Below are 22,869 nucleotides of genomic sequence, written 5' to 3'. Positions count from 1 at the left end.
TCAACTCTCGAAACGTCAGTCCCGTGCCAACTCTGCCTCGGCCGCCGCCAGCGCCGCGAACTCCTCCTCCGGAGCCTTGGCCACCAGATGCCTACGGCTGTAGAGGCCGAAGTAGGCGATCGCCACCCCGTACACCACCAGCGCGATCACCGCCGCCGTCACGTCCACCAAGAACGTGGCCACCAGCGCCGCGCACGCAAGGACCAGCGCGACCGAGGAGGTCAGCACCCCGCCCGGCGTGCGGTACGGCCGCTCCAGCTCCGGCTCCCGGCGGCGCAGCACGATGTGCGACAGGGACATCAGGGCGTAGGAGATGGTCGCGCCGAAGACGGCGATGTTCAGCATCCGCGCGCCGTTGCCGGACACCGCGGCCAGCAGGAAGCCGATGGTGCCGGGCACGAGCAGGCCCAGGTAGGGCGCCTTGCGGCGGCTGGTGAGGGACAGGAACCGGGGCAGGTAGCCCGCGCGGGACAGGGCGAACAGCTGCCGCGAGCCGGCGTAGATCAGGGAGAAGAAGGACGCCACCAGGCCCGCCAGGCCCGCGTAGTTCACGATCCGGCTCAGTGTCGTCGCCTCGCCGTCCGGCTGGAGTGCCTCCACCAGCGGGTTGCCCGCCTCCTGGATCGCCGCCGAGCCGCGTGCGCCGGCCGCCGCGAAGAAGGTCACCACTGCCAGCACGACCAGGATGGCCATCGACCAGCGGATCGCCTTCGGCAGCGTACGGGCCGGTTCCTTGGTCTCCTCCGCTGCCAGCGGGACGCCCTCGACGCCCAGGAAGAACCACATGCCGAACGGGAACGCGGCCCAGATGCCGAGCAGACCGAAGGGCAGCCAGGAGTTCGAACCCGCCGCGGAGGTGTCGACCGGGATGTCGTCCAGCGAGCCGATGGAGAAGTCGGGCAGCGCGGCCAGCGCGAACACGACCAGGGCCACGACGGCGATGCCGGTGACCACGAAGCTGAAGCGCAGAGCCTCGCCCACGCCCCAGAGGTGGATGCCGAGGAAGATCGCGAAGCAGACCAGGTACACCGGCCAGCCCGACTCCAGGCCGAACAGGCCCAGCGACTCGACGTAGTCGCCGATGAAGATGACGATCGCGGCGGGCGCGAGGACGTACTCGATGAGGATCGCCGTACCGGTCAGGAACCCGCCCCAGGGGCCGAGGGCGCGGCGGGCGAAGCCGTAGCCGCCGCCCGCCGTCGGCAGGATCGAGGACAGCTCGGCGAGGGCGAAGACCATGCAGGCGTACATGGTGCCCATGAGGACCATGGCGATCGCCAGGCCGCCGAAGCCGCCCTCGGCCAGACCGAAGTTCCAGCCCGAGTAGTCGCCGGAGACGACGTACGCGACGCCGAGTCCGGTCAGCAGCACCCAGCCGGCGCTGCCGCGGCGCAGCGCTCTGCGCTCCAGATAGTCGTCCGCCTCCGGGGCGGCGGGTGGTGTGTTCTTCGATTCCAGGGACATGGCCAACTCCCCACGTGCGGTGGACACCGGGCGTTTCCGGGCACGGTGGGGTGGTCGACCGGGCTCCGGTTCAATGGAATGGATGCATACCTTTGCCGGGTCGGCCGCTCGAACGCAATACCCTTGCGTTAATCGCCGGTAAATCCACCCGCACCGGGGGACCGGGCGCAGCTCAGCCGAGGAAGCCCCGCAACAGTGCCGCCGTGCCCCCGCAGTGCTCGCGCATGATCTCCCGCGCGCACTCCGCGTTGCCCTCGATCACGGCCTCCACCAGAGCCGTGTGCTGGCGCTGCGAGTGCTCCAGGTTGCGCACCAGCAGCGGGATGCAGTCGAGCAGGTCGTTCACGTTCGCGCGCACGGCCGCGTACTGGGCGGTGAGTGTGGGGGAGCCGGACAGCTCGGCCAGGGTCAGGTGCAGCAGGGTGTCCAGCCGTCGGTACTCGGCGAGCGGGGCGTCGTGCGTGCGGGCCAGCGCCTCGCGCAGCCGGTTCGCCTGCTCCTCGGCCAGCCCGTGCGCCGCGCACAGCCCGGCCGCGCCCACCTCCAGCACCTCGCGGAAGCGCAGCGTGTCCTCGACGTCGACGTCCTTCAGGCGGCGGCGCAGCTCCTCCTCGCCGGGGCTGACGGGGCGCGGCAGGACGAACGTGCCGCCGTAGCGGCCGCGCCGCGACTCCACCAGGCCCTGGTCCTGGAGCACCTTCAGCACCTCGCGCAGCGTCACCCGGCTGATCCCCAGCCGGTCGGCCAGCTCGCGCTCCGCGGGCAGCCGTTCGCCGCCCGGCACCAGGCCGAGCCGGACGACCTGGAGGATCTGCTCCAGGGCCTCCTCGAAGCCGTTGCCGGCCCGCACCGGCCGCAGTACCGACGTCAGCCGGTCGTCGTCGGCCCCGGGCGCCCCGTGCTCTTCGGGCGCCCCGTGCTCCGTGCCCGTCTGCGACATATGGCCGGACCCCCTTCCCAATCAATGGTCCTGCGCAATACCTTATGGCTCCCGGCTGACCGAAGTAGCCGAATGGAGGCTCTCCCGTGGCAGACCGCACACCCCCGCTGAGCGTCGAGGAGCTGCACGCCCTCGTCGCCAGTGGTGAGATCGACACTGTCGTCCTCGCGTTCCCCGATATGCAAGGGCGGCTCCAGGGCAAGCGGTTCGCCGCCCGCTTCTTCCTCGACGAGGTCCTCCACCACGGCACCGAGGGCTGCAACTACCTCCTCGCCGTCGACACCGAGATGAACACCGTCGAGGGCTACGCCATGTCGTCCTGGGACCGCGGCTACGGCGACTTCGCCATGCACCCGGACCTGGCCACCCTGCGCCGCGTCCCGTGGAACGCCGGCACGGCCATGCTGATCGCCGACCTCGCCTGGAACGACGGCTCGCCCGTGGTCGCCGCGCCCCGCCAGATCCTGCGCCGCCAGCTGGAACGCCTGGCCGAGCACGGCTACACGGCGAACGTCGGCACCGAGCTGGAGTTCATCGTCTTCAAGGACACCTACGAGCAGGCCTGGGACGCGAACTACCGCGATCTCACCCCGGCCAACCAGTACAACATCGACTACTCGGTGCTCGGCACCGGGCGGATCGAGCCGCTGCTGCGCCGCATCCGCAACGAGATGGCGGGCGCCGGCCTCACCGTCGAGTCCGCCAAGGGCGAGTGCAACCCCGGCCAGCACGAGATCGCCTTCAAGTACGACGACGCCCTGGTCACCTGCGACCAGCACGCGATCTACAAGACCGGCACCAAGGAGATCGCCGCCCAGGAGGGCGTCTCGATCACCTTCATGGCCAAGTACAACGAGCGCGAGGGCAACTCCTGCCACATCCACCTCTCGCTCGCGGACGCCGCCGGCAACAACGCCATGGCCGGGGACGGCGAGGGCGGCATGTCGGACGTCATGCGCCACTTCCTCGCAGGCCAGCTGGCCGCCCTGCGTGATTTCTCCCTGCTGTACGCGCCCAACATCAACTCCTACAAGAGGTTCCAGCCGGGCTCCTTCGCGCCGACCGCCGTCGCCTGGGGATACGACAACCGCACCTGCTCCCTGCGCGTCGTCGGCCACGGCCGCTCGATGCGCTTCGAGAACCGGCTCCCCGGCGGCGACGTCAACCCGCACCTCGCGGTGGCGGGACTGGTGGCCGCCGGCCTGTACGGCATCGAGCAGAAGCTGGAGCTGCCCGAGCCCTGTCCCGGCAACGCCTACGCCGCCGACTTCGAGCACGTCCCCACGACCCTGCGCGAGGCCGCCGAGCTCTGGGAGAACAGCCCGATCGCGAAGGCCGCCTTCGGCGACGAGGTCGTCGCCCACTACCGCAACATGGCCCGCGTCGAACTCGAGGCCTTCGACGCCGCGGTGACCGACTGGGAGCTGCGCCGCTCCTTCGAACGCATGTGAGGCACCTCTTGTCCGACCAGCTCCAGGTACTCAATCCGGCCACCGAAGAGGTCGTCGCCACCGTCCCGGCCGCCACCGCGGCCGACGTGGACGCGGCGGTCGTACGCGCCACGAAGGCGCAGGCGATGTGGTCCGCCCTCGCGCCCGGCGAACGCGCCCGACTGCTGCGCCGGTTCGCCGTCACCGTCGACGAACACCTTGAGGAACTCGCCCGGTTGGAGGTCCGGGAGGCCGGACACACCGTCGGCAACGCCCGCTGGGAGGCGGGCAACGTCCGCGATCTGCTCGACTACGCGGCCGGGGGCGTCGAACGGCTGACGGGACAGCAGATCCCGGTCCCCGGCGGCCTGAACGTCACCATCCTCGAACCGCTCGGCGTCGTGGGCGTCATCGCCCCCTGGAACTTCCCGATGCCGATCGCCGCCTGGGGCACCGCCCCCGCGCTCGCGGCCGGCAACGCGGTCCTCCTCAAGCCCGCCGAGACCACCCCGCTGACGGCACTCCGGCTCGCGGAGCTGGCGCTGGAGGCCGGTCTTCCGGAGGGGGTGTTCCAGGTGCTCCCCGGCCACGGCCCGGTCGCCGGCAACGCCCTCGTCGAGCACCCCGGCGTCGCGAAGATCGTCTTCACCGGTTCGACGGGCGTGGGCAAGCAGGTCCTCGCCAAGGGCTCCGCGCTGCTGAAGCGCGTCACCCTCGAACTCGGCGGCAAGAGCCCCAACATCGTCTTCGCCGACGCCGACCTCGAGGCCGCCGCGGCCGCCGCCCCCATGTCCTTCCTGGACAACTCCGGCCAGGACTGCTGCGCCCGCACCCGCATCCTGGTCCAGCGCTCCGCCTACGACCGGTTCCTGGAGCTGCTGGCCCCAGCGATCGAGGCCGTGACGGTCGGTGACCCGGCCGACGAGACGACCGACATGGGCCCGCTGATCTCCAGGTCCCAGCTGGAACGCGTGCGTTCGTACGTCGACCCGGGCACCGAGGGCATCCGCGGCAAGGCCCCCGAGGGCCCCGGCTTCTGGTTCCCGCCCACGGTCCTCACCGGCGTCGACGCCCGCTCGCGTGTGGCCGTCGAGGAGGTCTTCGGGCCCGTCGCCGTCGTCCTCCCCTTCGAGGACGAGGCGGATGCGGTCGCCCTCGCCAACGCCACCGACTACGGCCTCTCCGGCTCCATCTGGACCCGGGACGTCGGGCGTGCCCTGCGCGTCTCCCAGGCCGTGCGGGCCGGCAACCTGTCCGTCAACTCCCACTCCAGCGTCCGCTACTGGACCCCGTTCGGCGGGTTCAAGCAGTCCGGCATCGGACGCGAGCTGGGTCCGGACGCCCTGACCGCCTTCACCGAAACCAAGAACGTCTTCATCAGCACGGAGGGTCCCGCACAGTGACCGCAGACAACATTTGCCGGCGTCTCGTCGGCCGTACCGCCGTCATCACCGGCGCCGGCAGCGGCATCGGTCTCGCCACCGCCCGCCGGCTCGCCTCCGAGGGTGCCCACGTCGTCTGCGGTGACGTCGACGAACAGCGCGGCAAGGCGGCCGCCGAGGAGGTCGGCGGGACCTTCGTGAAGGTCGACGTCACCGACCCCGAGCAGGTAGAGGCGCTGTTCAAGACGGCGTTCGACACCTACGGCAGCGTCGACATCGCCTTCAACAACGCGGGCATCTCACCGCCCGACGACGACTCCATCCTGGAGACCGGCCTGGAGGCGTGGAAGCGCGTCCAGGAGGTCAACCTCACCTCCGTCTACCTGTGCTGCAAGGCCGCCATCCCCTATATGCGGCAGCAGGGCAGGGGCTCCATCATCAACACGGCGTCGTTCGTGGCGAGGATGGGCGCCGCCACGTCCCAGATCTCCTACACGGCCTCCAAGGGCGGCGTCCTCGCCATGTCCCGGGAGCTGGGCGTGCAGTTCGCCCGCGACGGCATCCGGGTCAACGCCCTGTGCCCGGGACCGGTCAACACCCCGCTGCTGCAGGAGCTGTTCGCCAAGGACCCGGAGCGCGCCGCCCGCCGGCTCGTGCACATCCCGGTCGGCCGTTTCGCCGAGGCCGAGGAGATCGCCGCCGCGGTCGCGTTCCTGGCCAGCGACGACTCGTCCTTCGTGAACGCCACCGACTTCCTGGTCGACGGCGGAATCTCGGGGGCGTACGTCACGCCGCTGTAGGCCGCCCTACAGTTGCCGGAATGAGCGTGACACCCCCGCCCGGCTGGTACCGCGACCCCTCCGCCCCGCACCTGGAGCGCTGGTGGGACGGCACGGCCTGGACCGAGCACCGGCGTGCCCCCGAGGCACCGGCGGCCCCGACGCCGCCGGTGTCCGGCCCGCCGGCGTACGGGTCGCAGCCGACGGTGCCGCTGACGCCGGGGCGGCCGTCGGACGGGGGTGCCTCCGGGAAGGGCCCGAAGGCCGTCGCCCTGATCGCCGCCGGGGCGGTGCTGCTCACGGCGATCGTCACGGGCGTGATCGTCCTCGGCGAGGACGACGGGGGCGGGAAGGCGGAGACCGCGCCGACGCTCGCGACCTCGCAGCCCGTGGACCGCGAGCCGGCCCCGGAAAGCCCGAGCCCGTCCGAGTCCGCCTCCGAGCCCCCCGCCGACGGCCCGGCGGTGGTCACGGACCAGCTCAACGGCATCACCCTGCCGCTGCTCGACGGCTGGGTCAGACCGCGCAACGTCACCGAGGCCGACATCCTCATGACCACGGACGGCACCTACGACTGCCCCGCCGACTTCGGCTTCTGCCGGCACGGCAAGGTCACCTCGCGCACGGCGACCGCGGACGACGGGAGTTCCCCCGAGGCGATCGCCAAGGCCGACATCGGGGAAGCGGCCGACGCCGCCTACGACCGCGACCTCATCGGCCGGCGCCCCTTCGGCGGCATCGAGTCCCACAAGGTCATGGGGTCCGGCCCGGTCTCGGTGGCGGGCCGCGCCGGCTGGTTCGTGCGCTGGCGGGTCACCACCGCCGAGGGACCGGGCGGCTACGTCCAGTCCCTCGCTTTCCCCTCCGGCGTCGGCACCGGGTCACCGGTCGTCGTCCGCTACGTCTTCGACGCGGGCGACGACGGGCCGCCGCTGGCCGACATGGACCGCCTCACCAAGGGAATCCGGTCCACCACGGACTGAGCCGCGGGGCGGCGCTACAGGAACGTGTGGCCCTCGCCCCGGTACGTCGGCACGGTCGCCGTCACCTTGTCCCCCTCGATCAGGTGCAGCGCGTCGAACCGCTCGCACAGCTCGCCGGCCTTGGCGTGCCGGAACCACACCTTGTCGCCGAGCAGCAGATCGTCGGCGGGGGAGCCGAGCAGCGGCGTCTGCACCTCGCCGGGGCCCTCCTGCGGGTCGTAGCGCAGCCCCTCCGGCAGATACGGCACCGGCAGCCGGTCGGGACCCGCCACACCCGAGGCCGGATACCCGCCGCCGAGCACGGTCACCACCCCGACCCCCGGCCGGCGTACGACCGGCTGCGCGAACAGCGCGGCGGGACGCCCGCTGAAGGACGTGTAGTTGTCGAAGAGCCGCGGGACATACAGCCCCGACCCGGCGCCGATCTCGGTCACGGCGTCCTCGGCGGCCGTGAACTGCACACTGCCGGTGCCGCCGCCGTTGACGAACTCCAGGTCCGGCGCCACCGCACGCACGGCCCGCACCACCTCGGCCCGGCGCAGGGCGAGCTCCCGGCGGGCGGTGGCCTGCATCAGCCGTACGGCACGCGACCGCAGCGGGCGCCCCGCCACCGAGTCACCGACGCCGGCGATGTGCCCCTCGTACGCCATGATCCCGACGAGCCGGAACCCCGGCTGCCGGGCGACGGCCCGGGCCATGTCGGCGACCTGGGCGGGGGAGTGCAGGGGCGAGCGCCGGGCACCGACGCGGACCCGTCCGCCCAGCAGTCTCAGGGACGTGTCCAACTCCAGGCAGACCCGCACGACTTCACGGCCGCCGTTGCGGGCGGCGTCGATCAGCCGCAGCTGCGCCGGGTCGTCGATCATCACCGTGACGGCGGCGGCGAGCTTGGGGTCACCGGCCAGCTCCGCGAACCCGGCGTGGTCGGCCGACGGATAGGCGAGCAGGACGTCGTCGAACCCGGAGCGCGCCAGCCACAGCGACTCGGCCAGGGTGAACGACATCAGGCCCGCGAAGCCGTCCTTCGCGAGGACGCGTTCCAGCAGCGCCCGGCAGCGCACGGACTTGCTGGCGACCCGGATCGGCTTGCCGCCGGCCCGGCGGCGCATGTCCTCCGCATTGGCGTCGAAGGCGTCCAGGTCCACGATCGCGAGGGGGGCGTCGAGATGGGCGGTGGCCCGGTCGTAACGGGCCCGGTCGGCGGCGCGCGCAGTCATGAACGAAGCCTGCCAGACGGGATTACCGCAGGGTAGGGGGACGTTCCGGGCAGATCTGTACGGGGTCGCGGACTGGTTCCCGTTCGCGCAGGTTCAACCCGTAGAGTGACGCGCACGCATGTGGGAACGTCCACGGCCGCGTCTCGCGCCGGGATGACGGTCCCTCGGCACGGGTATGCGTGCCTGGTCGGAGGAGTCCGTACCGGGTGGGGCAGACCGGGAACGACAGCGGCGGCCCACGCCCGGGGACGGGCCAGGGGACGAGGAAACGGGGGGTGCATGAGCACGGAAGCGCGTCGCGCCCCCATCCCCCCGCGCCCGTCGACCCCGCCTCCGCCCGCCGTGCCGCCCCTCCCGCCGAGACCCCCGCGTCCGCCGGTCACCGGCGACCCGAGGGGCCAGGACAGGGACGGCGGCGAGGACACGCGAACGGAGGGATCGGTGCCGGGCGGTGTCGACGTGAGCCCGGACCCCAAGGGCGACGGACGCGCTCCCGACCCGACCGGCTCCCGGACACCCGCCCCCTCGGACACTCGCCCCCACCCGGGCGCCCGCATCCCGTCCCCCGGCTCCGGCACCGCCCCACCCCCGCCCCGAGCCTCGGCCCGCTTCCCGGACACCCCACCCGACACGGGCCGCCCGGGCCCGGGAGCGACCCCGAACGCCGGCAGCACGGTCCGCGACCCGGCCGCGGGCGAGTCGCCGAACTCCGAGAACTTCGGCCGCCGTCCATCCATGGGCACGTCACCGAGCGCGGAGAGCTCCGGCCGTCGTCCGGCCGCGGGCGAGTCGCCGAACTCCGAGAACTTCGGCCGTCGTCCATCCATGGGCACGTCGCCGAGCGCCGAGAGCGTCGGCCGTCGTCCGGCCGCGGGCGAGTCGCCGAATTCCGAGAACTTCGGCCGTCGTCCGTCCATGGGCACGTCGCCGAGCGCCGAGAGCGTCGGCCGTCGTCCGGCCGCGGGCGAGTCGCCGAATTCCGAGAACTTCGGCCGTCGTCCGTCCATGGGCACGTCACCGAGCGCCGAGAGCGTCGGCCGACACCCGGCCACGGGCGCCTCCCGTAACTCCGGAAGCTCCGGCCCGGCAGCCCCCGGCGGCACGCCGCCCCGCCCCGCCGACCGTCCCTCGGACCCGCGGCGCCCGGGCGCCCCCGCCGAGACCGCCGCGGAAATGACGTTCCGCCTCCGCCCGATCCCCGCGACGGACCCCACCAACCGCCCATCCGGCAGCCAGGGTTCCCGGCCGGGCACGGCGAGCCCACCCTCGCGTCCGGGCAGCGCCCCGGCCCAGGGTTCCCCCGGCACCGCATCCGGGCCGGGCGCCCCCGCCCGCCCCGCCGCCGCACCGGCGCACGGTTCCCCGGGCGTACCCCCACGAGCGGCCTCCGCTTCCGCGCAAGGTTCCCTCGGCACCCCCCACCACCCCGGCGCCGCCCCCTCCGAGTCCCCCCGGCGTTCCGCCTCCGCGCCGCTGCCGCCCATGCGTCCGCCCGTGCAGGCGCCCCCGGGCGGTGGCGGGTACGGGGCGACCGGCTCCGGCGGAGGCTCGGTCGGTTCGTCGTACTCGGCAGGGGGACATGGGTCCTCCGCACAGTTCTCGCCGGACCCGGCCCTGTCCTGGAGCGCCCCCATGGCGCCCGGTTCGGGGCGGCCCGTCGTGTCGTTCGGGGAGCCCGAGGGGTACGACGAGCAGGCGCGGCCCCGTCCGCTCGGGATGCGGCTCAGGCCCCGGATCGCTGTCGCCGCCGCCTGTGTCGTGCTCGGCGTCGGGCTCATCGGCGGTGCCGTGACCGGGAGTTGGCTGGTCGGGGAACCCGGTGACGGCGGTGCCCGGGACACCTTCGCCGCCGCCGGAAGCCTGTGGCACGGCGTACCCGTCGACCAGCTCTTCCCCCGCACCGTGATCGGGAAGGGCGCCGGCCCCGGCGGAGCCGACCGGATCTGGACGCGGATCGCCGTCGCCCCCGACAGCGGCTGCACGGGCGCCTTCGACCCGCTCCTGCGCAAAGCCCTCGCCCCCGTCGGCTGCCAGCGCCTGCTGCGCGCCACCTACACCGACGCCACCCAGAGCTACGTCACCACCGTCGGCCTGCTGTTCACCGACGCCGACGCCACCGCGATGCGCTCGCTCGACGGCCGCTTCTCCAAGGAGGGCCTGGACCGCCGTACGGACCTCATGCCCCGTCCGTACGCCGCCAAGGGCACGAAGGCCGCCGGCTTCGGCAACGACCAGCGCGCCTCCTGGACCGTCTCGGTGCTGACCGACGCCCCCGTCGTCGTCTACGCCGTCTCCGGCTGGGCCGACCACCGCACCGTCGACGAGCCCCAGCCCGCCGACGAGGCCATGGAGTCCGGCGCCACCACGGCCGTCGCCCAGGCCGGCCTCGGCCACGAGGCAAAGGGCCTCGCCGACCGGATCGAGCGCGCCCTGCGCAAGAACGTCGGCCCGTCCACGGAGCAGTCGTCATGAACCCCGGCACGCACCCCGGCGCGAACCCAGGTGCGCGGACCGGCCTGAACGACGCGGCCCCCGCCACCGTGACCAGTGGTGTGAAGCGCCTCATGACCCGACGCACCGGCCCCCTCGCCGCCCTCCTCGGCGCCTGCCTCGCCCTCCTGCCGCCCACCACCGCGCACGCCGACTCCATACGCGCCCAGCAATGGGCCCTGGAGGCCATGCACACGCAGGAGGCCTGGCAGACCACCAAGGGCAAGGGCGTCACCGTCGCCGTCCTCGACACCGGCGTCGAGGGCGACCACCCCGACCTCGCCGGCAACGTCCTCCAGGGCAAGGACATGGTCGGCTTCGGAGCCGACCGCGGCGACCGCGCCTGGGCCAGGCACGGCACCGCGATGGCCGGCATCATCGCCGGCCACGGACACGGCGCGGACAACGGCGACGGCGTCATGGGCATCGCCCCCGAGGCCAAGATCCTCCCCGTCCGCGTGATCCTGGAGGACGGCGACCCCGCCCGTTCCAAGGCCCGCAGCACCCGCGGCAACGCCCTCGCCGAAGGCATCCGCTGGGCCGCCGACCACGGCGCCGACGTCATCAACCTCTCCCTCGGCGACGACTCCAAGTCCGCCCACCCCGAGGCCGGCGAGGACGAGGCCGTGCAGTACGCCCTGAAGAAGGGCGCCGTCGTCGTCGCCTCGGCCGGCAACGGCGGCGAGAAGGGCGACCACATCTCCTACCCGGCCGCCTACCCCGGCGTCATCGCCGCGACCGCCGTCGACCGCTACGGCACCCGCGCCTCCTTCTCCACCCGCCGCTGGTACGCCACGGTCAGCGCCCCCGGCGACAAGGTCGTCATCGCCGACCCCGACCACAAGTACTACGAGGGCTGGGGCACCAGCGCCGCCGCCGCGTTCGTCTCCGGCGCGGTCGCCCTGGTCAAGGCCGCTCACCCCGGCCTGACCCCGGCCCAGATCAAGAAGCTCCTGGAGGACACGGCCCGCAACGCCCCGGCCGACGGCCGCGACGACTCCCGCGGCTACGGCTTCGTCGACCCGGCAGCCGCGATCAGGAAGGCCGCCGGCATGAAGCCGGAGGACCTGAAGGCGGCGTCGTACGGCGAGGAGTACTTCGGCGCGGGCCCCGACGCGGCGTCCTCGGACGACGACGCGACGAGCTGGACCGCATGGCTGGCGGGCACCGCCGGCGGACTCCTGCTGGTGTCGGCGGTCGTCGTGTGGCGGGGCCGCCGAGGCCGCTTCGGCCGCTAGCCGCCGAGTCCGCCGGTGGCCGGGTCCGCTACGAGGCGGCCGGTGTCATGGCGCCCGGGGCGGTGGACGCGCCCCCACCGGTGAACACCGACACCGCCGCGCGCGCCGCCGCCTCGACCAGCGCGACACCCTGCTGCTTGGTCGAGTTGCCGTCGGAGAGCACCGCCACCAGATAGCCGGTTCCGTCCACCGTCACCCGCCCGATGCTGTTGATGTCCCACAGCCCGGTGGCCGTGCGCGGCAGCCAGCCGTTCTTCAGCGCCCACGCGGAGCCGTCGGCCACGGCCGACACCCCCCATCGCTGGTCGGCCGCGACCTGCCCCATGAGCCCGGTGAGATACGCCCGCGAGGCCGCGCTCAGCTCCGAGTCCGCCGCCCCGAACACCTGCCGCAGCAGAGCGAGTTGATCCGCGGCGGTGGTCTGGGTCAGCCCCCAGTACATGTCGTTCCCGCCGGCGGTGTCCGTGAGCCCGAGGCGCCCGTTCGCCGAGTCCAGCCCCTGCGCCCGCCCGATCGTCCGCCACAGCGCCGAGGCGGCGGTGTTGTCGCTGTACTCGATCATGTCGATGGCGTACGACCGCTCGGCCGCCGTGAGCTCACGCCCCGCGTCCTGTGCCTGGAGCAGCAGCGCGGCCAGGATGTCGACCTTGACGATGCTCGCGGTGTCGAAGCCGCCGTCGCCGTAGGTGGCACTAGCGCCGGAATCCAGGTCCAGCACCGCCACCGACACCGCGGCGCCGTCCTCGACGTGCACCGCCTTCATGGCGTCCGCCAGCAGCGCTTCATGATTCACCGTCGGCTCCGCCACCGGTTCCACAGAGGCCTCCCCACCCGCAGCGGCCGAGATCGACGCCGAGGGCGACGACGTCGCCGCCGACGATACGGCCCGCACCCCGGGGCGCGCCGCCGTGTTCACGTACGCGGTGCCCGCGGCCGTACCGCACACGACGACGACGGTCGCGAGGGCGCCGTGGAGCAGGGGACGGTGTCGGGGCGGACGGTCGCGGCGGGCTCTGGATGACTCCATGCACGCGATCGTCGTGGCTCTGTCTGTGCATGCCGTGAGACGCACGTTAGAGGCGTGTCAGAGATTCGCAGATTCAGGCGACCGGGCGTCACGCGCGGGTTACCGGGGCCGCACAATCGCAGCAGTATCCCCCCGATAGGGTCGTCGACCGTGGCGAACAAGAACATTCCCGACTCCCCCTTCTCCGACGACGACGGCTCCGCCGACCCGAGGCTGAGTGCCGCGCTCGCGGCCTGGGCCGAGGACCGCACCGCCGAGGGCCCGGTTCTGGGCGCGCTCAAGGACGCCCGGCTGCTCGTCCCGGTCGTCGCCGTGCTCGGCGAGGTCGAGGAGGACGAGAACGGGCTGCGCCGCGAGAAGACCAGCGACATGGCCGTCCCCACCCTGAAGGCCGGCGACCGCACCGCCCTGCCCGCCTTCACGTCCACCGAGTCCCTCGCCCGCTGGGACCCGGAGGCCCGCCCCGTCGCCGTACGGCTGCACCAGGCCCTGGAGGCCGCGGCGCACGAGAAGGCGGACACGATCGTGCTGGACATGGCCGGTCCGGTGACCTACGAGCTGACGGGGCGGGCGCTGCTCGCGGCCGCCGAGGGGCGTACGACCACGGATCCGCTGGCCGACCCGGCCGTGCGGGAGGCTGTCCGGGCCGCCGTGTCCGAGGTGCCCGCCGTGCTCAGCGCCCATCTGGGGCCCGGCCAGGCCGACGGCACCCTCGCCCTCGTCCTGGACGCCTCCGCCGCCCCCGCGCAGGCCGCGCGTGCGGTCGCCGAGCGGCTCGCCGCCGCCGAAACACTGAGGGCCCGCCTGGTGCGCGGTCTCGACCTGGCAGTGCTGCCGGCCGGGACGACGCCACCGGGCGAGCCCCTGTACGTACGCGGATGAGCTAGCCGTAGACGGGGCCCGTGTACTTCTCGCCGGGCCCCTGACCGGGCTCGTCCGGGACGATCGACGCCTCGCGGAAGGCCAGCTGGAGCGACTTCAGGCCGTCGCGCAGCGGCGCCGCGTGGAACGAGCTGATCTCGGTCGCGCTGGCGTCCAGCAGTCCGGCGAGGGCGTGCACCAGCTTGCGGGCCTCGTCGAGGTCCTTGAACTTGTCGCCCTCGTCGGTCAGACCGAGCTTCACGGCGGCGGCGCTCATCAGATTCACGGCGACCGTCACGATCACCTCGACCGCCGGGACCTCGGCGATGTCGCGGGTCATGGCGTCGAAGTCGGACGGCTGCTGCGTACTGTCGGTCATCGCTCACTTCTCTTTCAGGGCGCGGAACCCCTTCAGCGTAGTCTCACCGGTCACCGGGAGATCCGCCCCTCCGGTCTCCGAAGCGGAGAGAGCCCTGATGGTGAGGTCGTCCTCCGCTGCCGCTGCCGGGCGGCCGACGGCCAAGGTCGTGTCCGGCAGGGACGGCGGGTTCTCCACCACCCACAGCCGCGCCGGGCTCGACGTCGTGTCCCGCACGGTGCCCCGGTCGGCCCCGGGCACGGTGTCCCACCGGCGCAGATCGACGCTCATTCCCACCCCCACGGCCTTCAGCACCGCCTCCTTGCGGGTCCAGCAGCGGTAGAAGCCGAGCAGCCGCTCCTGCGGCTCGGTGAACCCGTCCAGCCAGGCGGCCTCCGCCGGGGCGAGCGCGTCACGGCCGAGGCCCGGCAGGTCGACCGGCCGGTGCGTCTCGATGTCCACCCCGACGGCGGCCGTGCTCACCGCCAGGGCGCCGTGGCGCTCCGCACGGCTCAGGCTGATCCACAGGGACGTCTCGGGCCACACCACCCGCGGCGGCCCGTGGCCGGGATCCCCGCACCCGGGGCAGGGGTGGTTCCCCAGCACGATGTCGCCGCCCGGCACCCCGAGCAGATCCCCGAGGACCGTCCGCACCACCACCCGGGCCGCCGTGAAGTACGACCCCAGGGGTTCCCGCAGCGTCGCGGCCCGCCGTCGCTCCTCCTCGCCGAGTACGTCATGATGAGGGACGTTCTCGGCGGACCAGAGCCAGATCGACGTGGCCATGCGGCCGACCCTAACCGCCCGGTGAGCGGTCCTTGCAAAATTTGGTACGATGGTTCTCGACCGGTCGGTCATGTACCGACCCACAAGTGGAGGCTCCGAACTCCCACCTGATCGTCCTTCGGGACGGCGGGTCACCCCGGTCAGGCGGCCACCATCGTTCCGTACGGACGATGGAGCCGTCCGAAATCGCGCCCCGCGATCATCGCGGCGGTGCTCCGGTAGTGCTTGGAGCCCCGCCTGTGATCGTCCGGGGCATTTTTTGTGCTTCGGCGCGGTTAGGTCTGTCGAAAAGAGACATACGCGGCTGTCCGCCAGACCGCCGTGTGGTGCTAACCGAGGAGGATCCATCAGCGCCGAGCCCCGCATCAACGACCGGATTCGCGTTCCCGAGGTGCGACTTGTCGGTCCCAGTGGCGAGCAGGTGGGCATCGTCCCGCTGGCCAAGGCACTGGAGCTTGCGCAGGAGTACGACCTGGACCTGGTCGAGGTCGCGGCGAACGCCCGTCCGCCTGTGTGCAAGCTCATGGACTACGGGAAGTTCAAGTACGAGTCGGCCATGAAGGCCCGTGAGGCGCGCAAGAACCAGGCGCACACGGTCATCAAGGAGATGAAGCTCCGGCCGAAGATCGACCCGCACGACTATGACACCAAGAAGGGTCACGTCGTCCGGTTCCTCAAGCAGGGCGACAAGGTCAAGATCACGATCATGTTCCGTGGTCGCGAGCAGTCCCGGCCCGAGCTGGGCTACCGACTGCTGCAGCGGCTCGCGACGGACGTCGAGGACCTCGGGTTCGTGGAGTCGAACCCGAAGCAGGACGGCCGCAACATGATCATGGTTCTCGGTCCGCACAAGAAGAAGACCGAGGCGATGGCCGAGGCCCGCCAGGCGCAGGAAGCCCGCAAGGCAGAAGCGAAGGCCAACCCCGGCAAGTCGCAGAACGCCGCGGAGTCCGAGGTGGCCACGGAGTCCGAGGACGCCGTGGAGACCGAGGCACCTGCCCAGGCTTCCGCCGAGGCGTGATCCCGGGGGACATCCAGTCCCCAGGACGTAATCGATATACGAGCGACGCTCCACCTGTGCCCGGTTTCACGACCGGGCACCGGAGCGCCACCCACGAGGAGAGAACGGCGCTATGCCGAAGAACAAGTCGCACAGCGGTGCCAGCAAGCGCTTCAAGATCACCGGCTCCGGCAAGGTGCTCCGTGAGCGCGCCGGCAAGCGCCACCTGCTCGAGCACAAGTCGTCCCGCGTGACGCGCCGCCTGACCGGCAACGCCGAGATGGCCCCGGGCGACGCCGCGAAGATCAAGAAGCTTCTCGGCAAGTGACGTCGGGCGCGGACCGGATCTCATCGGTCCTCGCGCCTGACCTCCGACCGGGACCCAATCGATACCGGGTCGTGTGAGTCCAACCACGGCCCCGCTACAAGGAGTTAAAAAGTGGCACGCGTCAAGCGGGCAGTCAACGCCCACAAGAAGCGCCGGGCGATCCTCGAAGCCGCCTCCGGCTACCGCGGTCAGCGTTCGCGCCTGTACCGCAAGGCCAAGGAGCAGGTCACCCACTCGCTGGTCTACAACTACAACGACCGCAAGAAGCGCAAGGGTGACTTCCGCCAGCTGTGGATCCAGCGCATCAACGCCGCTGCCCGCGCCAACGGCATCACGTACAACCGCTTCATCCAGGGTCTGAAGGCCGCCAACGTCGAGGTCGACCGCAAGATCCTCGCCGAGCTGGCCGTCAACGACGCGAACGCGTTCGCCGCGCTCGTCGAGGTCGCCCAGAAGGCGCTGCCGAGCGACGTCAACGCCCCGAAGGCGGCGTGACGCTGCGACGGCGCTGAGCCGACGTGACTGAAGGGACCCGCAGGCCGAGAAGGTCTGCGGGTCCTGTTGTTCGTGACTCCCGGAACTCCAAGGTGAAGCCCATGCCCCCCGTCAGCCCCGAGCTGATCTCCCCCCGTTCCCCTCGCGTCTCCGCCGCCCGGCGGCTCGCCAAGCGGAACTTCCGGAGCAAGGAGCGGCTGTTTCTCGCCGAGGGACCGCAGGCCGTGCGGGAGGCGGCGGCCCACGAAGCCACGCTCGTCGAGCTGTTCACCACCGTCGAGGCCGCGGAGCGCTACGCCGACATCGTGGCGGAGGCACGGGCCGCCGGGGCCCGGGTGCACCTCGCCGACGAGCAGGTGATCGCCGACATCTCCACCACCGTCACACCGCAGGGCCTCGTCGGCGTCTGCCGGTTCGTCGACACCCCCTTCGAGGAGATCCTCGCCGCCCGGCCCGGACTCGTCGCCGTGCTCGCGCACGTGCGCGACCCCGGGAACGCCGGGACCGTGCTGCGCTGCGCCGACGCCGCCGGCGCCGAGGCCGTCGTCCTCACCGACGCCTCCGTCGACCTGTACAACCCCAAGGCCGTACGGGCCTCCGTCGGCTCCCTGTTCCACCTGCCCGTCGCCGTCGGGGTGCCCGTCGAGCGGGCCGTTGCCGGACTCCAGGAGGCCGGGGTGCGCATCCTCGCCGCCGACGGAGCCGGGGACCGCGACCTCGACGACGAGCTTGACAAGGGGAGCATGGGCGGGCCGACCGCCTGGGTGTTCGGGAACGAGGCATGGGGGCTCCCGGAGGAGACCCGCGCGCTGGCCGACGCCGTCGTGCGCGTCCCGATCCACGGGAAGGCCGAGAGCCTGAACCTCGCCACCGCCGCCGCCGTATGTCTCTATGCGTCGGCCCGTGCACAGCGCGCCTCCGGAGGGTGCCGCAGCGTCACCGAGAGCTAGTAGGGTGACCAGCTCGGGGGCCCCTCAGCCGTCGTGAGAGGTGGGGTACGGGGATGAGTGTCGGCACGAGCAGCGCACCGGGAGCACAACAGGTGCCGCGGCCGTCCGCGTCCCGGACCGGTGACCCCGCCGGCCTCGGCTTCGACCCCGACGATCTGCCTGACGGCCTCGTCGTCGCCGACGAGCACGGACACGTCATCTGCTTCAACGCCGCCGCCGAGCGCATGACCGCCGTGCGTGCCGCCGACGCCCTCGGGCAGCGCCTGGAGAAGGCCCTGCCAGTGGAGGACCTGGAGGGCCGCCGCTGGTGGCAGCTGACCGATCCCTACGGCGGACTGGCCATCAGGCGACGGCAGCCCGAGCGCAACCTGCTGTTGCCCGGCGGGCGCGAGGTGTTGGTCTCCGCGCGCTACGTCCGCACCGAGCCCACCGGGCCCGTCCACCGCGTCGTCGTCTCGCTGCGCGACACCGAGGCCCGCCGCCGCACCGAGCGCAGCCACGCCGAGCTGATCGCGACCGTCGCCCACGAGCTGCGCTCCCCGCTGACCTCGGTCAAGGGCTTCACCGCCACGCTCCTGGCCAAGTGGGAACGCTTCACCGACGACCAGAAGCGGCTGATGCTGGAGACCGTCGACGCCGACGCCGACCGCGTCACCCGCCTCATCGCGGAGCTGCTCGACATCTCGCGCATCGACAGCGGACGCCTCGAGGTGCGCCGCCAGCCCGTCGACATAGGCGCGGCCGTGGGGCGGCACATCCAGGCGTACGTCGCCGCCGGCCAGGTCGCCGACCGGTTCATGCTGCGCATCGAGCAGCCGCTGCCCGCCCTGTGGGCCGACCCGGACAAGATCGACCAGGTGCTCAGCAACCTCATCGAAAATGCCGTGCGGCACGGCGACGGAACGGTCACCATTGACATCACGGCCACGGAGTCCCCCCGAGAGGGCGAGGACACCGGCACGTCGGTCACCGTGAGCGACGAGGGGCCCGGCATCCCGGAGGAGTCCATGAACCGCGTCTTCACCCGCTTCTGGCGGGGCAGCAAGCGCGGCGGCACCGGCCTCGGGCTCTACATCGTCAAGGGCATCGTCGAGGCCCACGGCGGCACCATCACGGTCGGCCGCGCCCCCGGCGGCGGCGCACAGTTCCGATTTACGTTGCCCGTGGCGGCACCGGCCTTCATGGCCTGAAGCACCACGGGCGCATTCGCATACCCCGACCCCGTTAGACTCGGCCATTGGCACCTTTGCGTCCAAAACCAGAGACGAAGCGTCTCCAGGTCGAGACGGGGCACTCAGCCAGCCAATCGGAAGCACGGGAAGAGATGTCGGCACCGAATAAGTCGTACGACCCTGTAGAGGTCGAGGCCCTGAAACCGGATGAGATCGAGCGGATGCGGGACGAGGCGCTCGCCGCCTTCGCCGCCGCGGACTCCCTCGACGCGCTCCAGGAGGCCAAGGTCGCCCACACCGGCGGCACCTCCCCGCTGGCCCTCGCCAACCGCGAGATCGGCGCCCTGCCCCCGCACGCCAAGGCCGAGGCCGGCAAGCGGGTCGGGCAGGCCCGTGGCGCGGTGAACAAGGCACTCGGCGTCCGCCAGGGCGAGCTGGAGGCCGAGCGCGACCAGCGCGTACTGGTCGAGGAGGCGGTGGACGTCACGCTGCCGTACGACCGCGTCCCGGCCGGCGCCCGCCACCCGCTCACCACGCTCTCGGAGCGCATCGAGGACATCTTCGTGGCCATGGGCTACGAGGTGGCCGAGGGCCCCCAGGTCGAGGCGGAGTGGTTCAACTTCGACGCCCTCAACATCGGCCCGGACCACCCGGCGCGCGGCGAGGCGGACACCTTCTTCGTGCAGGGCCCGGACGGCGGCACCGAGTCCGGTGTCGTGCTGCGCACCCACACCTCGCCGGTGCAGATCCGCTCGCTGCTCAGCCGTGAGCTGCCGGTGTACGTGATCTGTCCCGGCCGCGTGTACCGCACCGACGAGCTGGACGCCACCCACACCCCGGTCTTCCACCAGGTCGAGCTGCTCGCCGTGGACGAGGGCCTCACCATGTCGGACCTCAAGGGCACCCTGGACCACATGGTCCAGTCCCTGTTCGGCGAGGGCATGAAGACCCGGCTGCGGCCGAACTTCTTCCCCTTCACCGAGCCCAGCGCCGAGATGGACATGCTCTGCTACGTCTGCAAGGGCGAGTCCGTGGGCAACCCCGACCGGCCCTGCCGTACCTGCTCCTCCGAAGGCTGGATCGAGCTCGGCGGCTGCGGCATGGTCAACCCGCGGGTCCTCACCGCCTGCGGCGTGGACCCGGAGAAGTACAGCGGCTTCGCCTTCGGGTTCGGCATCGAGCGGATGCTGATGTTCCGCCACAACGTCGAAGACATGCGAGACATGGTCGAGGGTGACGTCCGGTTCACCCGGCCGTTCGGGATGGAGATCTGATGCGGGTCCCGCTTTCTTGGCTGCGGGAGTACGTCGACCTGCCGGCGACGGAGACCGGGCGCGACGTCCAGGCCAAGCTCATTTTCGCCGGTCTCGAGGTCGAGACCGTCGAGCAGCTCGGCGACGGCCTCAAGGGCCCCCTCGTCGTCGGCCAGGTGCTGACCATCGAGGAGCTGACGGAGTTCAAGAAGCCGATCCGCTTCTGCACCGTCGACGTCGGCCACGCCAACGGCACCGGCGAGCCCCAGGAACTCATCTGCGGCGCCCGTAATTTCCAGGTCGGCGACAAGGTCGTCGTGGTCCTCCCGGGCGCCGTGCTGCCCGGCGGCTTCGCGATCAGCGCCCGCAAGACCTACGGCCGCACGTCCCACGGCATGATCTGCTCCAGCAGCGAGCTGGGCATGGGCGACGACGGCACGCACGGCATCATCGTGCTGCCCCCGGAGACCGAGGTCGGCAAGGACGCCATCGAGCTCCTGGAGCTGGTCGACGAGGTCCTGGACATCGCCGTCACCGCCAACCGCGGCGACTGCCTGTCCATCCGCGGCGTCGCCCGCGAGACCGCCATCGGCTACGGCCTGCCGCTGCGCGACCCGGCGCTCCTCGACGTGCCCGGCCCGAACGCCTTCGGCTACCCGGTGCAGGTCTCGGACCCGATGGGCTGCGACCGCTTCACCGCCCGCACGGTGACCGGCCTCAGCCCCGAGGCCCGCTCGCCGATCTGGCTCCAGCGGCGCCTGCAGAAGGTCGGCATGCGCCCGATCTCGCTCGCCGTCGACGTCACCAACTACGTGATGATGGAGCTCGGCCAGCCGCTGCACGCCTACGACCGCAACCTGGTCCAGGGCACCATCGGCGTGCGCCGCGCCGAGGAGGGCGAGAAGCTCGTCACCCTCGACGACGTCGAGCGCAAGCTGCACGCCGAGGACCTCGTCATCACCGACGACCGCGGCCCCATCGGCCTCGCGGGCGTCATGGGCGGCGCCAACACCGAGATCGCCGACCACGAGGACGTCGAGAACGCGTCCACCGCGGTCGTCATCGAGGCCGCCCACTTCGACCAGGTCGCCATCGCGCGTACGGCCCGCCGGCACAAGCTGTCCTCCGAGGCGTCCCGTCGCTTCGAGCGCGGCGTCGACCCGGCTGCCGCCGCCGCGGCCGCCCAGCGCACCGTCGACCTGCTGGTCCTGCTCGCGGGCGGCACCGCCGACGCCGGTGTCACCGAGGTCGTCACGCCGTCCGCGCCGCACACCATCACCGTCCCGGCCAACCACCCGGACAAGGTCGCGGGCGTCGAGTACGGCCGCGAGACCGTCGTACGCCGGCTCCAGCAGATCGGCTGCGACGTCTACGGGCAGGACGAGCTGATCGTCACCGTGCCGTCCTGGCGGCCCGACCTCCTTGAGCCGAACGACCTGGCCGAAGAGGTCATCCGGCTGGAGGGCTACGAGAACCTGCCCTCCACGCTGCCCAAGCCGCCGTCCGGCCGTGGCCTGACCCACCGTCAGCGCCTGCACCGCCGCGTCGGCCGCGCGCTGGCCGGGGCCGGCTATGTCGAGGCGCCGAACTACCCCTTCGTCAGCGAGCAGGTCTTCGACCAGCTCGGCCTGGCCGCGGACGACCCGGCCCGCCGTGTCGTGAAGCTGGTCAACCCGCTCAACGACGAGGAGCCCGCGCTGCGCACGTCGCTGCTGCCGGGTCTGCTCGGCGCGCTGCGGCGCAACGACGGGCGGGGCTCGCACGAGCTGGCGCTCTTCGAGACCGGGCTGATCTTCCTCCCGAACGAGAAGCCGGGCACCGTCGGTCACCTGCCGGTCGACCGCCGTCCGACCGACGAGGAGCTCGCCGCGCTCGACGCCGTGCTGCCCGAGCAGCCGCGGCACGTGGCCGTCGTCCTCGCCGGTGCGCGTGAGCAGGCCGGCTGGTGGGGCGCCGGACGTCCGGCCGACTGGGCCGACGCCATCGAGGCGGCCCGGCTCGTGGCCCGCGAGGCCGGAGCCGAGCTGATCGTGCGCGGCGGCCAGTACGGGCCGTGGCACCCCGGCCGGTGCGCCGAGCTCGCCGTGGCCGTGGACGGCACGGAGACGGTCGTCGGTCACGCGGGCGAGCTGCACCCCCGGGTGCTCAAGGCCCTCGGTCTGCCCGCCCGCACCTGCGCGATGGAGCTGGACCTGGACGCCCTGGAGCAGGTCGGCGACGGCACGCCCCAGGCGCCGAGCATCTCCACGTTCCCGGTGGCCACCCAGGACGTGGCCCTCGTCGTGGACAAGCCGGTGCCGGCCGCCGAGGTGGAGGACGCGCTCCGTGAGGGCGCGGGTGAACTCCTCGAGGCGATCCGCCTGTTCGACGTGTACGTCAACGACGAGCAGCTCGGCGACGGCAAGAAGTCGCTCGCGTACGCGTTGCGCTTCCGCGCGGGTGACCGGACGCTGACGGTTGACGAGGCTTCGGCGGCTCGGGATGCGGCGGTTGCCCTGGCGGGCGAGCGTACGGGTGCCGTGCTGAGGGGCTGATCGCCGCGGGGGACGGTGTCGTCTGCCGGCTGCGGGTTTCGTCGTGGTTGGTCGCGCCCACGCGGCGGAGCCGCATATCGACACAGCCCCGCGCCCCTTGTGGGGGGGCATGCCCCCCCCACACCCCGTCGGCCCGGTGAGGTCACCTCACTCGATGGGGTGACTTCTCGGGATGATCTGGT

The 22,869-nt window shown here is 72.2% G+C and carries 19 protein-coding genes and 1 pseudogene; 14 read left to right on the top strand and 6 right to left on the bottom strand.

Features of this window, described 5'->3' with window-relative positions; genetic code table 11:
* Nucleotides 1-15: 15 nt before the first annotated feature.
* The gene (gene eat, locus PGH47_RS08270; protein WP_271662876.1) at nt 16-1,464 is read right to left on the bottom strand and encodes an ethanolamine permease; all 1,449 of its coding nucleotides are present in this window, start codon (nt 1,462-1,464) and stop codon (nt 16-18) included.
* 172 nt (nt 1,465-1,636) lie between these two features.
* On the bottom strand, nt 1,637-2,404 hold the full coding sequence (locus tag PGH47_RS08265; RefSeq protein ID WP_271662875.1) for a FadR/GntR family transcriptional regulator: 768 nt from the start codon (nt 2,402-2,404) through the stop codon (nt 1,637-1,639).
* An 86-nt stretch (nt 2,405-2,490) separates the two neighbouring features.
* Between PGH47_RS08265 and PGH47_RS08260 the strand changes: the two genes are divergently transcribed.
* From PGH47_RS08260 to PGH47_RS08245, 4 genes are read left to right on the top strand one after another with little or no spacing between them, the layout of a single operon-like run.
* Entirely contained in the window at nt 2,491-3,855 is a 1,365-nt protein-coding gene (locus PGH47_RS08260) for a glutamine synthetase family protein (protein WP_030953866.1), read from the top strand.
* Between the two features lie 8 nt (nt 3,856-3,863).
* Nucleotides 3,864-5,237 carry an aldehyde dehydrogenase family protein gene (locus tag PGH47_RS08255; protein ID WP_271662874.1) on the top strand — a complete coding sequence of 458 codons (1,374 nt, stop codon included), beginning with the start codon at nt 3,864-3,866 and terminating at the stop codon, nt 5,235-5,237.
* Nucleotides 5,234-6,016, top strand: a complete 783-nt coding sequence (locus tag PGH47_RS08250; protein WP_214335039.1) for a 3-oxoacyl-ACP reductase — start codon at nt 5,234-5,236, stop codon at nt 6,014-6,016. Before PGH47_RS08255 ends, PGH47_RS08250 begins: the two co-directional genes overlap by 4 nt.
* A gap of 20 nt (nt 6,017-6,036) precedes the next feature.
* Entirely contained in the window at nt 6,037-6,978 is a 942-nt protein-coding gene (locus PGH47_RS08245; protein ID WP_271662873.1) for a DUF2510 domain-containing protein, read from the top strand.
* Between the two features lie 14 nt (nt 6,979-6,992).
* Here PGH47_RS08245 and PGH47_RS08240 read toward each other — a convergent pair whose 3' ends face one another.
* Entirely contained in the window at nt 6,993-8,195 is a 1,203-nt protein-coding gene (locus PGH47_RS08240; protein ID WP_271662872.1) for an amino acid deaminase/aldolase, read from the bottom strand.
* 279 nt (nt 8,196-8,474) lie between these two features.
* Between PGH47_RS08240 and PGH47_RS08235 the strand changes: the two genes are divergently transcribed.
* A complete protein-coding gene (locus PGH47_RS08235) occupies nt 8,475-10,667 on the top strand; it encodes a hypothetical protein (RefSeq protein WP_271662871.1) in 2,193 nt (730 codons plus the stop codon).
* 92 nt (nt 10,668-10,759) lie between these two features.
* Complete coding sequence (mycP, locus tag PGH47_RS08230; protein WP_271668007.1) at nt 10,760-11,923, top strand: type VII secretion-associated serine protease mycosin; 1,164 nt, start codon at nt 10,760-10,762, stop codon at nt 11,921-11,923.
* Nucleotides 11,924-11,951: 28 nt separating this feature from the next.
* Here mycP and PGH47_RS08225 read toward each other — a convergent pair whose 3' ends face one another.
* On the bottom strand, nt 11,952-12,950 hold the full coding sequence (locus PGH47_RS08225; RefSeq protein ID WP_271662870.1) for a serine hydrolase: 999 nt from the start codon (nt 12,948-12,950) through the stop codon (nt 11,952-11,954).
* A gap of 150 nt (nt 12,951-13,100) precedes the next feature.
* Here PGH47_RS08225 and PGH47_RS08220 point away from each other — a divergent pair, with 150 nt between their 5' ends.
* A complete protein-coding gene (locus PGH47_RS08220) occupies nt 13,101-13,832 on the top strand; it encodes an SseB family protein (protein ID WP_271662869.1) in 732 nt (243 codons plus the stop codon).
* 1 nt (nt 13,833) lies between these two features.
* Here PGH47_RS08220 and PGH47_RS08215 read toward each other — a convergent pair whose 3' ends face one another.
* Nucleotides 13,834-14,190, bottom strand: coding sequence for a DUF1844 domain-containing protein (locus PGH47_RS08215; RefSeq protein WP_030963780.1), 357 nt, complete (start codon nt 14,188-14,190; stop codon nt 13,834-13,836).
* A 3-nt stretch (nt 14,191-14,193) separates the two neighbouring features.
* Nucleotides 14,194-14,955 (bottom strand): 4'-phosphopantetheinyl transferase family protein, encoded by a 762-nt coding sequence (locus PGH47_RS08210; RefSeq protein WP_271662868.1) that lies wholly within the window; start codon nt 14,953-14,955, stop codon nt 14,194-14,196.
* Between the two features lie 321 nt (nt 14,956-15,276).
* On the opposite strand from PGH47_RS08210, the pseudogene infC reads away from it, so the two are divergent.
* From infC to pheT, 7 genes and pseudogenes are all read left to right on the top strand, one after another.
* Nucleotides 15,277-15,976: pseudogene (gene infC / locus PGH47_RS08205) on the top strand (translation initiation factor IF-3).
* Nucleotides 15,977-16,088: 112 nt separating this feature from the next.
* On the top strand, nt 16,089-16,283 hold the full coding sequence (gene rpmI, locus PGH47_RS08200; RefSeq protein WP_003977225.1) for a 50S ribosomal protein L35: 195 nt from the start codon (nt 16,089-16,091) through the stop codon (nt 16,281-16,283).
* 111 nt (nt 16,284-16,394) lie between these two features.
* Entirely contained in the window at nt 16,395-16,778 is a 384-nt protein-coding gene (rplT, locus tag PGH47_RS08195) for a 50S ribosomal protein L20 (protein WP_020938960.1), read from the top strand.
* Between the two features lie 101 nt (nt 16,779-16,879).
* A complete protein-coding gene (locus PGH47_RS08190; RefSeq protein ID WP_271662867.1) occupies nt 16,880-17,728 on the top strand; it encodes a TrmH family RNA methyltransferase in 849 nt (282 codons plus the stop codon).
* Between the two features lie 53 nt (nt 17,729-17,781).
* On the top strand, nt 17,782-18,918 hold the full coding sequence (locus PGH47_RS08185; protein WP_271662866.1) for a sensor histidine kinase: 1,137 nt from the start codon (nt 17,782-17,784) through the stop codon (nt 18,916-18,918).
* 134 nt (nt 18,919-19,052) lie between these two features.
* Complete coding sequence (gene pheS, locus PGH47_RS08180; protein ID WP_126899356.1) at nt 19,053-20,174, top strand: phenylalanine--tRNA ligase subunit alpha; 1,122 nt, start codon at nt 19,053-19,055, stop codon at nt 20,172-20,174.
* On the top strand, nt 20,174-22,687 hold the full coding sequence (gene pheT / locus PGH47_RS08175) for a phenylalanine--tRNA ligase subunit beta (RefSeq protein ID WP_271662865.1): 2,514 nt from the start codon (nt 20,174-20,176) through the stop codon (nt 22,685-22,687). Before pheS ends, pheT begins: the two co-directional genes overlap by 1 nt.
* Nucleotides 22,688-22,869 lie beyond the last annotated feature (182 nt).

This window comes from Streptomyces sp. HUAS 31 (genome assembly GCF_028198125.1).
Classification (GTDB): domain Bacteria; phylum Actinomycetota; class Actinomycetes; order Streptomycetales; family Streptomycetaceae; genus Streptomyces; species Streptomyces chartreusis.
This window is presented reverse-complemented; position numbering and strand designations above follow the sequence as displayed.